12 protein-coding genes and 2 pseudogenes are annotated in these 14,006 nt (G+C 40.8%); 2 read left to right on the forward strand and 12 right to left on the reverse strand.

Features of this window, described 5'->3' with window-relative positions:
• Positions 1-359: 359 nt before the first annotated feature.
• Both KQI58_RS15935 and KQI58_RS15940 read right to left on the reverse strand, forming a co-directional pair.
• A pseudogene (locus tag KQI58_RS15935) lies at positions 360-1,826 on the reverse strand (6-phospho-beta-glucosidase).
• Positions 1,827-1,842: 16 nt separating this feature from the next.
• Positions 1,843-3,693 (reverse strand): beta-glucoside-specific PTS transporter subunit IIABC, encoded by a 1,851-nt coding sequence (locus KQI58_RS15940; RefSeq protein WP_216410026.1) that lies wholly within the window; start codon positions 3,691-3,693, stop codon positions 1,843-1,845.
• 266 nt (positions 3,694-3,959) lie between these two features.
• On the opposite strand from KQI58_RS15940, the gene KQI58_RS15945 reads away from it, so the two are divergent.
• Entirely contained in the window at positions 3,960-4,844 is an 885-nt protein-coding gene (locus KQI58_RS15945; protein WP_216410027.1) for a MurR/RpiR family transcriptional regulator, read from the forward strand.
• A 76-nt stretch (positions 4,845-4,920) separates the two neighbouring features.
• On the opposite strand, the gene KQI58_RS15950 is transcribed toward KQI58_RS15945, so the two are convergent.
• From KQI58_RS15950 to KQI58_RS15980, 7 genes are all read right to left on the reverse strand, one after another.
• A complete protein-coding gene (locus KQI58_RS15950; protein WP_216410028.1) occupies positions 4,921-5,952 on the reverse strand; it encodes a zinc-binding dehydrogenase in 1,032 nt (343 codons plus the stop codon).
• Between the two features lie 36 nt (positions 5,953-5,988).
• Positions 5,989-6,627: an NAD(P)H-binding protein gene (locus KQI58_RS15955; protein ID WP_253295982.1), complete on the reverse strand. Its 639-nt coding sequence runs from the start codon at positions 6,625-6,627 to the stop codon at positions 5,989-5,991.
• Positions 6,628-6,630: 3 nt separating this feature from the next.
• Positions 6,631-7,476, reverse strand: a complete 846-nt coding sequence (locus tag KQI58_RS15960) for an SDR family oxidoreductase (RefSeq protein WP_216410030.1) — start codon at positions 7,474-7,476, stop codon at positions 6,631-6,633.
• A 26-nt stretch (positions 7,477-7,502) separates the two neighbouring features.
• Positions 7,503-8,255, reverse strand: coding sequence for a carboxymuconolactone decarboxylase family protein (locus tag KQI58_RS15965; RefSeq protein ID WP_216410031.1), 753 nt, complete (start codon positions 8,253-8,255; stop codon positions 7,503-7,505).
• Between the two features lie 158 nt (positions 8,256-8,413).
• Positions 8,414-9,307: a LysR family transcriptional regulator gene (locus tag KQI58_RS15970; protein ID WP_216410032.1), complete on the reverse strand. Its 894-nt coding sequence runs from the start codon at positions 9,305-9,307 to the stop codon at positions 8,414-8,416.
• 81 nt (positions 9,308-9,388) lie between these two features.
• A complete protein-coding gene (locus KQI58_RS15975; RefSeq protein WP_216410033.1) occupies positions 9,389-9,580 on the reverse strand; it encodes a hypothetical protein in 192 nt (63 codons plus the stop codon).
• Positions 9,581-9,904: 324 nt separating this feature from the next.
• A complete protein-coding gene (locus tag KQI58_RS15980) occupies positions 9,905-10,786 on the reverse strand; it encodes a helix-turn-helix transcriptional regulator (protein WP_216410034.1) in 882 nt (293 codons plus the stop codon).
• A 117-nt stretch (positions 10,787-10,903) separates the two neighbouring features.
• Between KQI58_RS15980 and KQI58_RS15985 the strand changes: the two genes are divergently transcribed.
• On the forward strand, positions 10,904-11,794 hold the full coding sequence (locus KQI58_RS15985) for a DMT family transporter (protein ID WP_216410035.1): 891 nt from the start codon (positions 10,904-10,906) through the stop codon (positions 11,792-11,794).
• A gap of 264 nt (positions 11,795-12,058) precedes the next feature.
• Here the strand turns inward: KQI58_RS15985 and KQI58_RS15990 are convergent, their stop codons facing one another.
• The 3 genes and pseudogenes from KQI58_RS15990 to KQI58_RS16000 all read right to left on the reverse strand — a co-directional run bounded on the left by KQI58_RS15990 (position 12,059) and on the right by KQI58_RS16000 (position 13,996).
• On the reverse strand, positions 12,059-12,706 hold the full coding sequence (locus KQI58_RS15990; RefSeq protein ID WP_216410036.1) for a YczE/YyaS/YitT family protein: 648 nt from the start codon (positions 12,704-12,706) through the stop codon (positions 12,059-12,061).
• Between the two features lie 520 nt (positions 12,707-13,226).
• A pseudogene (gene mazE / locus KQI58_RS15995) lies at positions 13,227-13,429 on the reverse strand (type II toxin-antitoxin system PemI/MazE family antitoxin).
• Positions 13,430-13,447: 18 nt separating this feature from the next.
• The gene (locus KQI58_RS16000) at positions 13,448-13,996 is read right to left on the reverse strand and encodes a DDE-type integrase/transposase/recombinase (protein ID WP_216410062.1); all 549 of its coding nucleotides are present in this window, start codon (positions 13,994-13,996) and stop codon (positions 13,448-13,450) included.
• Between the last annotated feature and the right edge of the window lie 10 nt (positions 13,997-14,006).

Below are 14,006 nucleotides of genomic sequence, written 5' to 3' on the forward strand. Positions count from 1 at the left end.
ATTGGAGGATAACCAACTGTGCTATTTGGCCCTTTGCGCCAAGTATCAATATATTTTTCATGTTCTTCTCTTCTTTCTTGAATATTCCACACCTGCGATCATCAGTCATCAAACACTGGTTGAATCTCCAAGGCACTTATCTCCGCTTTGATCAGATTTAGCTTATACTCTCAATAGCTTTATCCTACAGCGCCGTCTTCCTTTCGTCTAATACCCACTTTACATAAGGCTATGCCTTAAAAGCATGGCAAGGCGTACGCGTACGTTTTATTCTCATTTTGATGGCTCGCTTCATAAATTCAAAAAGCACTTCTATATTCAGCACGAATCAGCCTGCTCATAGAAGTACTTATAATAGATTATTTTATGCTTGTTTCCACTGGGATTTTAAGGCGATCACTAGTCAAATCGTCACCATTAGAGGCGATGACTTGTTTGTACCAATAGAAGGATTTTTTCCTAGTGCGGTCAAAGGTTCCATTGCCGTCATCGTCGCGATCAACATAGACAAACCCATACCGCTTGCTCATTTGTCCTGTGCTAGCAGCGATCAAATCGACACAGCCCCAAGTGGTATATCCTAGCAACTCAATGCCATCGATTTCCACCGCATCTTTGAAGGCTTCGATGTGCTGGCGAATATAATCAATTCGATAGTCATCCTCAACAAAGCCATTTTCATCTGGCACGTCGACTGCCCCTAACCCGTTCTCCACAATAAACAGTGGCTTTTGATAGCGGTCATATAACTGATTTAGGGAGTTTCTCAGTCCTAAGGGATCAATTTGCCAGCCCCATTCTGTGGATGGTAAATTAGGATTTTTGATGGTCGCAAAAATATTGCCAGTGGTTTGTTCATAATCTTCTGCATGAGCACTAACTGTCCGAGAAGAATAATACGAAAATGAAACAAAATCTACCGGTGCTGAGGCCAGAATTTCAGTATCTTCAGGTTCCATGACAATCTTCAAGTTCTCCCGCTCAAACTTCTTCAATGCATAATTCGGGTATTTCCCTCTGGCTTGAACATCAATAAAGAAATAGCCTTCTCGGTCACGGTTGATGGCCTCTTGATAATCTTCCGGCCGACACGTATAGGGATAATTATTTCCCCCTGCCAACATACAGCCTACTTGATTTTCTGAATCAATCTCGTGAGCAATCTTAGTGGCCAGCGCACTCGCAACAAGCTGGTGATGAGCGGCTTGATACTTGATTTCTTCCTGATTGTCCCCTTCTTCAAAAACAATTCCGCCGCCGACAAAGGGTTGATGCAACAGAATATTGATTTCATTGATTGTCAGCCAGTACTTCACCAGCGCCTTATAGCGCGTCAATACGGTACGAGCATATTTCGCATATAAATCGATGATTTTACGATTTCTCCATGAACCGTATTTTTTGATTAAATTCAAAGGAATATCAAAATGAGCAATCGTGACTAAGGGTTCAATCCCGTACTTATGAAGCTCTTTAAAGATCGTTTCATAAAAACGCAAGCCTTCTTCGTTTGGTTCTGCATCGTCTCCGTTTGGAAAGATCCGCGACCACGAAAGTGACATGCGATAGACGTTGAAGCCCATTTCTGCGAAAAGCTTGATATCCTCCATATAGCGATGATACATATCGATGGCTTCTTTTGCGGGATAATAGTGCTGATCATCCCATTCAAGCATCTTCATTGTTCCTGCCGCGACCTTTTTACGGTCAGGACCACAGGGCATCATGTCAATATTCGCTAGACCACGGCCCCCTTCCAGCACACCGCCTTCGATTTGATTGGCGGCTGTCGCGCCGCCTCATAGAAAGTTTTTTGCTAATGTCATTGTTTCCTCTCCTAACCTATACCTGGATGGTCAACACAGCGCTGTCGCTGTTTTTTACGCCAAAGGAATCATGGGTAATCTCTTTGAAATTCGTTGTATTCGTTACAACAACCGGAATTTGAGTGACAAATCCCTCTTCTCTCAACTTAGCCAAATCAAAGGTTAGTAAGGTTTGCCCTTGAATGACCTTGTCTCCTTGTTGAACATGGGCTTCAAAATATTTCCCATTCAATTTAACTGTGTCCAAGCCTACGTGAATAAGTAGCTCAACGCCATTCTCACAAACCAACCCGATCGCGTGTTTTGTCGGGAATAAGGTCGAGACGGTCCCGTTAAATGGTGCAACAACTTTTCCTTCGCTTGGCTCAAAAGCGACGCCTTGACCTAGCATTCCAGTTGAAAATGCCTCGTCCTTCACTTCGGATAAATCCAACATCTCTCCGGTAATCGGACTATTAATCACGATTGAATCCACCGCGATGACTGACGCCGAGGTTTTCTCATTAGATGCTTCTTTTTTTTCAAAGCGAATACTTAATAAATACGTGGCGATCGCCGTTGTAATCATCGTAATAGCGATGGCGATCAAGATATTGACCACATTCGAAATATCTTCTCCAATATAAAGCGGGATAGCTGGTAATCCTGAAGAACCCGTAGCGAATCGTGATGCGCCGCTCAGTCCGGCATATAACCCGCCCAAACCGCCGCCAATCATGGTACCAATCAATGGATAGCGCTTAGGCAATGCCACCCCGTAAAGCGCAGGTTCAGTAATGCCCATCAAGGCTGTGATCCCACCTGAAGTGGCTACTTGTTTTTCCTTTTGATCCTTTGTTCGTGTGCTAGCAACTAACGCCGCGACACCCGTGGCAATATTGGATACCATTGCCCCCGGACCAAAAATATTGGCGTAACCAACCGAAGTCAGCTGTAGAACATCCAACGGCCCGATACTTGTGTGAATCCCAAACATTACCATGATCGGTAAAAACGTTCCGACAATCACCGCTGGGGCCCAAGGAGCAACAGCGCGAATCGCATTAAATCCGCCAGCGATCATTTCCCCTACATAGGATCCTAAAGGTCCCACAGCAACCAGAGCGATGATCCCAGTAATTAAAATGGTAAACATTGGGACAAAAACAATTTTAACCGCATTCGGAATGATCTTATTAAAGAACTTTTCGATAAACGATTGGCAAATGACAATCAACATAATCGGGATAACACTGGCGCCATAGCCAACTAGTCGAACCGGCATAGAAAAGAGATTGACCGGATCTCCCGCCGTAATTAATGCCGCAAAGTTCGGGTGAAGCAATACACCAGCTAAGGCCATCGCCAAGTACGGATTACATTTTAATTTGCGAGCAGCAGTATTAGCTAAGAAAAATGGCAAGAAATAGAAAACGGCGTCCGCCATAAAATTGATAATGTAATAAGTTTGGCTTTCATTTGAAACAACATTGAATAGGACTAATAATGCTAGAAGAGCTTTGATCATCCCGGCTCCACTCATCGCTGGAATGATTGGACTAAAGGAAGTAGAAATGAACTCAATTGCTAAGGTCAAAAAGTTTTTATTTTTTGAGTCTTCATCCGTTGTATCAAGGTTTCCGATTAACGGCAGAACCTCTTCATAGACTTCTGAAACATGGGTACCGATAACCACTTGGAATTGGCCGCCGCTGTTAATGACCCCCGCAATTCCCTCCAGATCCTGCAAGTCCTTCATATTTACTTTTGTCTCATCCGCTAAATCAAATCTCAAACGTGTCTGGCAATGAATAAGATTACGAATATTTTCCTTGCTACCCACCAGCTTAACAATACTCTTGGCTAGCTCTGTATTTTTACCACTCATTTTAATGGCTCCCTTCCTTGATTTAATTTATTTTTCTTACTAAAAAATAGGTTTGATTTTCTCAGCGCGCTTTGATAACTGAACTATACAAGCAGGTGCATCCGCTTTCAATGCTTTCGAAATTTTTTGGCACTAAGTTTAGCTAATTTCTTTCAAATCGACTTTTGAACGAAACTTATAGAAACTTTTGATTGCCGCTTGTCGACTTTTCGTTGAGTTCTGGGAGTTGAATGTTTACACTTAAACAAAAGGAAAGGACAACGAAGATGAAATTATTGCAAAGAATTGAAGAGTTCACCGTCAGTCAAAATAGCACTAGAAGAGAAATCGCTGAATTCATTCTCGAAAACAAGCTCGACATCCATACGTTTTCAATCAATCAAATTGCTGAAAAAACATATTCCTCTAAATCGGCGCTGGTCCGTTTTGGCAAAGCCCTTGGATTTAATGGCTGGAAGGATTTTTCGAATAAACTGATCGAAGATTTACGCTATGAACAAACGCACTATTCAGAAATTGACCCTAATCTTCCCTTCAGCAATACGAGCGATTATAAAGAGATCATCACGAATATTGCCACCGTACAAATCGAAAGCATTCAAGATACCGCGGATCGAATCGATATTTCTCAACTGAAAAAAGCGGTGGAGATCCTTAAAAAGTCCCAGCGAATCGTTATTTTAGGCGTCAGCCCCAATAACCTACTAGGGGAGATTTTTAGGCGTAAAATGCTCACCATTGGAAAGTCCGTTGAGGTTATTCAAAGCGGCGAAACTGGTATGGCCGCCAGTGGACTCACTCAAGAGGATGCCGCCATCATCATTTCTTATTCAGGCAATGATGTCTCACGAGAACCCATGCGATTCATTCCCCAAATGAAAAAACAAGGCGTTAAATTAATTGGCTTGACCAGCGATGGCGGAAATTATATTCGCCAAGAAGTTGACACGATTCTAAGTATCTCTTCTAGAGAACGGCTGTATAAAAAAATTAGCAACTTCTCTACAGAGGAATCCATTTTGTTTCTTTTAAACACGCTTTACGCCTGTCTTTTCTCGAAGGACTATATGAAAAATTATACCTTTAAAGTGAAAAATTCAATCAATCTCGAGGAGACGCGAATTTATCATCAAACTGATATCAAAGAATAATTCTCATTGTTTACGTAGATACAAAAAAATCAGGAAAGACTTTTGATAGCCGATTCCTGATTTTTTAGTTTCTCTTTTATCCGATCAGTAATAATGACTTGATCGCTTTTCTTTCATCCATCGCCTCGTATGCAGCTTGCACTTCATCTAAATCAAATTGACGATTAAATACTTTACCTGGTTCAATCTCATTATTTAAGACAGCCTGTAGTAAAATGGCTTTGTCATGGGTCGTAACGGCAGCTATTCCTCCTCTTAATCCAATGTTTCGCCAAAACAATGAATTGGTATCCAGTTCATCAATATGGGGAACACCAACTCTGCCAACGACAGCGCCTGGTCGTCCTACTTTGATCGCAGTTTCAACGGCTTGTTGGGTTCCAACACATTCTAAAACAGCATCCGCTCCCGTGTCGGTCAGTTTCATGACTTGTGCGACAGCCTCTTCACCGCGGACATCAATAATGTCTGTAGCACCAAATTCAAGGGCAATTTTTTGGCGATCCTCATGACGGCTCATCACAATGATTTTTTCCGCACCTAATAACTTCGCACTGATCACTCCACACAAACCAACCGCACCATCACCGATCACAACGACCGTATCCCCAGACTTCACTTCAGCACTTTTTGCAGCATGAAAACCTGTTGCTATGACATCTGCTAATGCTACAAAGGATTTCAACTGCTCATCAGAGTAATCTCCTGGTTGTCCCGGAACCTTTACTAATCCCCAATTTGCTCCCGTGTAGCGAATATATTCTGCTTGATAACTACTGGCACCAGCAGAATTTGTTAAACAATCGCCGTCAAATCCGGCTTTACATGCCACACAATGACCGCAACCATGTGTGAAGGGCACGATAACGAAATCCCCTACCTTGATAGATGTAACATCTGTGCTAACTTGTTCTACAATACCAATGGCTTCATGACCAGCTAAAGAGCCCTTTTTCTTTTCAGAGATCCCACGATACCACCAAAGATCAGAGCCGCAAACACTTGCTCGAATTACTCGAATAATCGCTTCATCCTTGTTTTGAATCTCTGGTTTTTCCACCTCGTGAATCTCCATTTTTCCTGGTTCTACAAAAACAGTTGCTCTCATATTTTATCGCTCCATTCAAATTTTGATGTTTTTTACTTAGTAAAATGACGGTTTGGAAAAGTCTGTGTTTGGTTCACTGACACCTAGACTAGTATTTTTATACTCTGTAGGATCGTTCAAAATAGTAAGAATTAACTGCGTCACAGCCTCTCTGGTGACTTGAGCACCAATAAATGGCTCGCCTTTTTTACTAGTTGTATAGATTAAATTATCCGCTTGATTATAAAGCCAGGTTAATCGTAATAACGTATACGCTAATCCTGAGTTTTCGATGATTTCTGCTGATCGTTTATGGCGATCTGTTCCAGTAGTCCCCACCATTCGTGCGTTCCACTTGCCAAATTCACCGATTACTTCATCATAAATCCCTAAAATCGTAGCACCAATGATCATAGGAATATTGTATCTTTTCATTATTGACACAACATTCTTTGTTGCCTCAGGTAAATTCATATCATTTAGATAAACAATATCCACATTCGTCATGGCTGCTTCTAAACTTGTGTGATCATTGAAATCTCCGGAGATAATTGATACCCGGTCAGGATTTGGGTTCTCTAACCGATGATCTGCTTTTCGAGCAAAAAGAATTAGGTCATCGTTAGTTTCTTTCAATAATCTTTCTGTCAGCATTCTAGAAATCTGACCCGCTGCTCCTAAAATCAAAATTTTCATCAATTATTCCGCCATTTTTTCAGCAAAATCTGTTGATGCGGCCAATTCTGTTTGCGTTTTGAAATCCTCAAGTCGTTTTTCTAAGGTAGCAATGGTATTCGTCAAAGCGGCAGTTCCCAAAACCATCCGAAGTGGTGCAGGTTCAAGATCGACACTTTCAATGATCCGTTCCGCCATTTTTACCGGATCGCCAGGGGCTAACCCATTTTCTGGATCAAGCATGGATAAAAAGGCATGGGCTGGATTGCCATTATACTCTGGCATCAGCTGCGCAACTTGAGCTGAGCCGTAACGAAATTCGGTCCGTGCTCCGCCTGGTTCTACAAGCGTCATTCCGATATTGAAAGGCGCGACTTCCTGTGCCACAGATTCTACGAAGCCTTCGATTCCCCATTTCGTGGCGTGGTACATGGAATTTCCCGCAAACGCAACCTGTCCACCGTAAGAAGACATTTGGATAATGCGCCCATGACCTTGTTTACGCATATGAGGAATAACTGAGCGAATCAACTGAATCGAACCAGTTAAGTTCGTAGCGATGATTTTATCGACGTCTTCCTCGGATAATTCTTCCGCTGCTCCGAAAAGTCCATATCCTGCATTACTGATCACCACATCAACGACATCTAAATGATGATATATTTCTTCAACAAGCACTTTGATTGCCTGATTATCCGTTACATCCAAAAATTTCCTAAAGAAAGTATCTGGATATTCCTCCAACAAATGACGGATATTCTTATCATTGCGCACAGTCCCGATAACCGTTTCACCTTTTGCTAATAGCTGTTTGGTCATTTCATAGCCAAAGCCACTGCTGACACCTGTTATTAAGTACGTTTTCGACATGTCATTTCCTCCATCTTTACTTTTAGTTATTGTTCTTTCGCGGCATTGACGCATGCTAAAGCATTTAAGCTTCTTGGATAGCCGATATAGGGCAATACCTGCGAGATAATCTTGATCAAATAGTCCTTGTCATTGCCAATCCTCATATTTATTTCCGCATGAGAAGTTAACTGCGGCTCACACCCGCCTTGGGCAAGTAAAAAGCAAAATGTGATCATTTCCCGTTGTTTGAAAGTCAATCCCCGTCTTGTATAATAGTCGCCAAAGCAATTTTCCACTAGCCATCGATTGATATGCCGCGATTCTTTCGGACCGCTTGTCGCAAGATTTTCCATTTTTTCTCCCGCAATAGCTACTAAAGTCTCGCTCCCAAGCTCCATACGATTATCGATCGTTGTCGTTGCCTGTCCTTCTAAGGGTAATGAAATCCCCTCTGCTTCAAAAATTTCATTTGTCGCCTTCAGAAATGGAAAAACCCGGCCAATTCCCAAATAAGCAACACTTTGATAAACAATTTCCTTGATCTCTACCGGTGTTACCTTGAAATTCAACGCTGCCGGAATCATCGCTTTAAACTCCTCCAGACTTTGAGAGCCTATCAAAGCAGACAAAATCGCCATAAAACGTGTGGAATCATCCAAATCAACCGTCGCAATCACCTCATCAAAGGCAAAATTATCAAACCGCTCAATAAATTCTGGATCTGTCCTTAAAAAATCCGAGACATAGCCCGGAAACATTTTCTCATGATACGTTTGAGCCTGTTGCGTCATATCCATACTATTTATCCCCTTTCGTTTCCATTTCTTCTCTACGCTGATTAGTATAGGCTCAACGACTCCTTCGAACAATTCAACTTACTAATCACTTGGATAAGTTTTACTTATGCAAAAAACCTGAATAAGAGGCTATCCTCTTTTCCAGGTTTTTGATCGTTCTATTTCTCATTAGTAAACAACCGATGAAGCAGCTCGGCAAATTCTTCCATATAATAATTCGACCGCTCCTTCTTCCAAAACGCACAATAATTTCGGATCAGCGGTTGTTTATTTTTCATTAACGGGATTCTTTTAACAGAGACTGCTGGATCAGGTAAGGTTCCGGCCACTTCAATCGGTAAAAAGCCACGATTGCCAATGACCATCATCCGTCCTTCTTCTAAACTTTCCGCAAATAAGAATGTTCCATTAAAGCCCAGCGTATTACGATAAAAATCCTCTTCATATGCTTGTTGATCCGAGCCGGCAATCAAAATACAGGGAATATTTCTCAACTCCTGAATGTCGATCGACTCTTTTTTACTAAGCGAATTTCTGCCGGAGAGTTCGATATACACATTCGGTTTGATCAATTGATAATTGACATAATCATCAGAAAAAGCCCGCCGTTGATCGCTCAATACAACATCTACTGTATTCTGCCGCAGCTCCTGATAAAGTTCTTCATGGGTGCCATTGACAATATTGATCGAAACTTCAGGATAGATTTCGGAAAACTCGGCAATCGCCTGATGCAGTTCTTGACCGCTATATACGCGTAAATATCCTAAATTCAGCTGTGTATCCACGTCTTCACCGATGCGTTTGGTTTCATGTACAACCTCTTCGATGTCTCGCAGCAAACGCTTCGCCTCTCGATAAAAATACTCACCCGCCGGAGTCACAGTGAATTTTCGATGCTGTCGATGCAGCAATTCTACACCCAACTCCTCCTCCAAAGCCTGAATCTGCTGAGAGATTGCTGATTGTGAGACAAACGCCTCCTCCGCGGCTCCAGTAAAACTATTCTTTTCGATCACAGCTACTAGATAACTCATTTGCTTAATGAGCATTTTTTATCACCACCATTTGTTTAAGTAAAACAAACTTATGAAATACTTGCAACGATTCAGGGTAGACATATCTATATTTTCTTAATAATGAAGAAAATCAACTTGGCTTTTATAGTATTGGTGAAATCTTTTTCTGTTAACTTTCGGAAATTTCAATAGTTCATCTAGCGTTAAATCAATCTGGAGCCCCTCATTCATCAGCTTCTTCATTCCCCGCATTAATTGCTGATTCAAATTATCCTTCGCTATCTTTTCTGTCAATCTCACTCTCATATTTTAACCACCTCTATTTTTCCGCTGATAACTCTAATATCAGAGCAATTTGGGAAGATTTCTCAAAGTTTTTCTTTTAGAAAGACGATAACCGTCACTAACAACCACTGTGAAATCACCTTTTGCCTTTATAACTAGCTTCATTAATTTGAAGATATGTTCTTGTTGAAGGTTGTCATTAATGATCAAATTCCCCCTGATCACTCCGATTGAGTCCTTTATCTTCTTAATAAACGATTTTTTTGTTGTTTAGTAGGATTCGGAAGGATGCGTCGTGTATCAAACAACCTTTTCAAAAGAAAAGATTCAAATCAAAACATTGATTTAAAAATCATCATCTCCCTTTCTATTCCAAATCAAGCCTCTTTCCAACATCCCCCCAAACCTCTTCCGAAACTGCTTCGGGCTGCAGCCATATTTCTTTTTAAACCTTGCGATGAAATAGCTCAAATTATTAAATCCCACAGCAAAACAGATTTCAGAGATCGTCTCCTCGGTTTGTAAAAGCCGTTCCTTCGCCTTCAACAATCGATAATCAATCGTATAGTTCATGGGCGATTGACTGGTGTAGGCCTTAAACAAACTCGTGCACTTATTTTTATTTATGGGAATCACTTGAGCGATCGCCGCCACTGTAAGATCCTGTTGAAAATTTTGATGGACAAATTTCAGCAGCTGATAAATATCCTGATCCTCCTTCTTTTCTGAGGAAGCAGGAGAATTGCCGATCTCGTTTAGACAGCTGAGAATCAGTTCATAGATTTTTAGAAAGTTATAGGTTTGTGGTTCTTCCATGATTTCCTTCAAAATTACCTGCTGATGAGGCGCAAGTGTCAAAAGCCAACTGACAAAATTCTGATTGTCTTGAAAAGGCTTGATGGTTGATTGATACAATTGTTCATTCAGAAAATGGGGCGAAAAATCAATGCACACATATTCCGCCGTTTCAGTTAAGGGAATCGCGTGATGCAGCTTTCGTGAATTAATAATGATCCCACTCTTTTCATAGATCTGATACGTCTCTTTTCCAACAGACAGCTCCAAAGTTCCCGAAAGAACGAAGGTTAATTGAAACTCTTCGTGCCAGTGCCACATCAGCTCATCATTTCTAGTCCGGTCTAGAATACGATGATAGATCGCTATTGGAAAATCACCGATTCGATGTTCGGTCTGCTCCTGCTCAGCTTCATTGACTTCAAAATACATTGCCATCCTCCTTTACACAATAATGATAAAAATAATCTTTATTCTGATAGATACTCATGAAAACAACATTCTATAATACAGTATCACAACACTATTGGTAAGTTAAAGGAGAACTGTATGAAATTAGCAGAAAAGAACACAGGCATCCTGTTTGCGGGACTGGCAGCCACACTATGGGCCATATCCGGAATTTCCGGACAAATTCTATTTAATGACTATCAATTTTCCGCTGAATGGTTGGTTTCTACTCGGATGTTTATTGCGGGAATTCTTTTATTATCTGCTGCCAAACTTACGGGTTCGCGCTCAATCTTCGCGCCATTTCGAGAAAAAGGTGATTTCATAGCAATTCTGACTTTTTCCATTCTTGGTATGTATGCCGTTCAATATACCTATTTCAAGACGATCGAGCTAAGCAGTGCCTCCTTCGCTACGATTATTCAATATACAGGCCCATTTTTTATCATCATTTATGAAGCTATGAAAAACAAACGATTGCCTAATCGACAGACCCTGCTGCTGATGCTTATAACACTTATTGGTGTGTTCATGATCGTCGCTAACGGAAATATTGCTCAATTGACAGTCACTCCGGCCTCATTACTTTGGGGTGTCGGCTCGGCAATTTCTCTAGCTTTTTATTCCGTTCAGCCCCGTAATCTGCTAAAAAAATACGGCAGTCTCTTAGTCGTAGGCTGGGGCATGCTGCTGGGAAGTGTGCCCGCAAATCTGATCCAGCCATTTTTCCGCTATACCGGGGAACTTTCGCTTTTTTCGCTGCTCCATATTTTGATCGTAGTCATTTTAGGAACCGCTGTTTCTTATTTCATTTACCTGTCTAGCTTGAAGTATATCTCGTCATCACTGGCCAGCATTTTGACCGCCTTCGAACCCATCTTTGCGACTGTTCTATCCATCCCGATTTTTCATACATCATTGACAGTCATCGCAACGATTGGTTTTGTGATTGTTATTGGAACGATCTTGTTTTTACAGAAGGTATTATAAAAAGAATGGCGAGCCTTTCTAATCTAAAAACATAGCAATGAGCCGTTGTTCGTCACGCAACGGCTCATTACTATGAATAAACGTTTCTATAATAGTGGTTTGCTTCCGAGAGTGAAAACACCAAGTACCCTTTCATAACAAAAAAACATCTGGTTGTCTTATAAATCAATTCCCAAACCCAATCATAGGAGGCGACCCAAATGTCGATTACTAAGAATATCGTTCAAAGATACTTTGAACGATAGATTCATTTTTTAGCACGATTTATTTTGTCGTAAAACGATCCACCCAAGGAATCAACGGATTATAAAGGGTCACTAATCTACCTGTAAAGAGTGCCGCAATGATCGTTCCTTCTCGAATCCCGACAAGTCCTTGAAAATAAAGCAGCGAGATCACTAGCGCTACTGCCACCATCGTTAAATCTGTATACATCTTTAATTTACCGAAGGGTTTCTTCGTACGCAAGGTCAGAGCGACCACCAGTCCTTCTCCCGGCATCAAAATCGACCGCGAATTGACTTCAAAAAATACACCCAGAGACAACACTACCATTCCAAGCAATGTAAACGCCAATTGCTCCAAGTAATGCCCCATAAGTGCAGGCAAACCCAAGTTAGTTAATACATCCACAAAGACATCGATCAACCCACCAAAGGCGATACCTGGTACGATTTGCAGGATAATAGGAAGATTCACCTCACGTAAGATGGCCATTTGCAAGAAAATCATCAAGACCATGAAAATCATCGTCAAGTTTCCAATTGATAGTGGTGTGATATAACTCATCACATTGGGAATACTAGAAATTGGCGAGGTACCTAATTGGGCAAGCTTCGCTAATGCGATCCCGATTGACATCAAGCTAATTCCGACAAACAAAACCACCAAGGATTTTATTTTTGATAGCATAACAAGACTCCTTTCATAATAAAAACAGCCGCAATTTGCTTTTTTATGACTACTCAAACAATGTAGCCGTAGAAATAAACAAATCGCCGCCGCGTATTTTCGTGTTATGTATAAATACGTTCTTCTCTATACTAAGGAGGAATTCTCATTTTGTCAAAACAAAACATGCTTAGTAACTTTATCTTTTCGCTTTTTTTCTAAAAAAGAAACCGTATCTCCATCTAACACATTCTTCATTCATTTGAATATAAGCTGTTAAAAAATGAGCCGATACCTCCCCGACTTTATTGGCAAGCAACGGACTGATCTTTGAAAACTAAAAATATGCGGCACACAGAACGCACCGCATACCAGACTAAGTTTTATTCGAATTTGTCTCCACCAACACGATTTAAGGAAGATATAAAAAAAGGCCATGGTTGGTTGTTCGTCACACACCAGTTCATTACTATGATTAAACTTCTTTTAAATACGACTACGACAAATTTTGGACATCTTTTTGGAGAAACTATTTTTCTTCTTAAAAAGTTTTCCCTCCCCATTCATCTTTTTCGTAATACTCCGCACTATTACCACCGTCAAACGGATCTACAAGCCTTGGAACTAACGTGATCGTCCCGTCATCAGAATATATTTTTGGTTTTCTTGAGGTTTTTCTCCATCCTCTGAAGGCAAAGTAACCATTAAAGAACTCACCTGTAACATTGATTTTGTAATAAGCATGGTGTCATCTCTTTTTCATTATTTTACCACGCTACGACGGCATGATTTCAGTATCTTTTTGCTACTCCTATAAAGGAGACTTACCCTTTTTTGTTCATGACAAAACAATCCAACCATCAAATTAAGATGATTGGATCTCATAATGATAGCACCTAAAACTACTTTATTTACGCACGAAAGAATTACACGCGACGTGGTCAGGAGGTCGGTCAACAGCTCTTGATAGCTAAGAGACTGATATTGACTACCTCTATCGGAATGAATGACCGTACCCAATTCTCCTTTATAAATTTGTAATGGATGGATGACAATTTCTTTTTTTATGTTTGAATCTACCATGTAGCGACGTGGAATAAGAGTCGCCAAGTCAATGTGGGTGGATAAATAGAGGGGACCGTCATTACATGAAATGTAGGTAATATCCGTCACCCAAACAGCATCAATTTGGCTCTGTTCAAATTGTCGATTCAACAAATTTTCTTTTACTATTTCTTCGATTGCCTTTGCCCTACCATAAGTAGATTTGCATCGATGAAATCCTTTTGCGCATAAATTCATTTCACGCATGAGAACAGCT

Source organism: Enterococcus raffinosus, assembly GCF_018917525.1.
Taxonomy (GTDB): Bacteria; Bacillota; Bacilli; order Lactobacillales; family Enterococcaceae; genus Enterococcus_A; species Enterococcus_A raffinosus_A.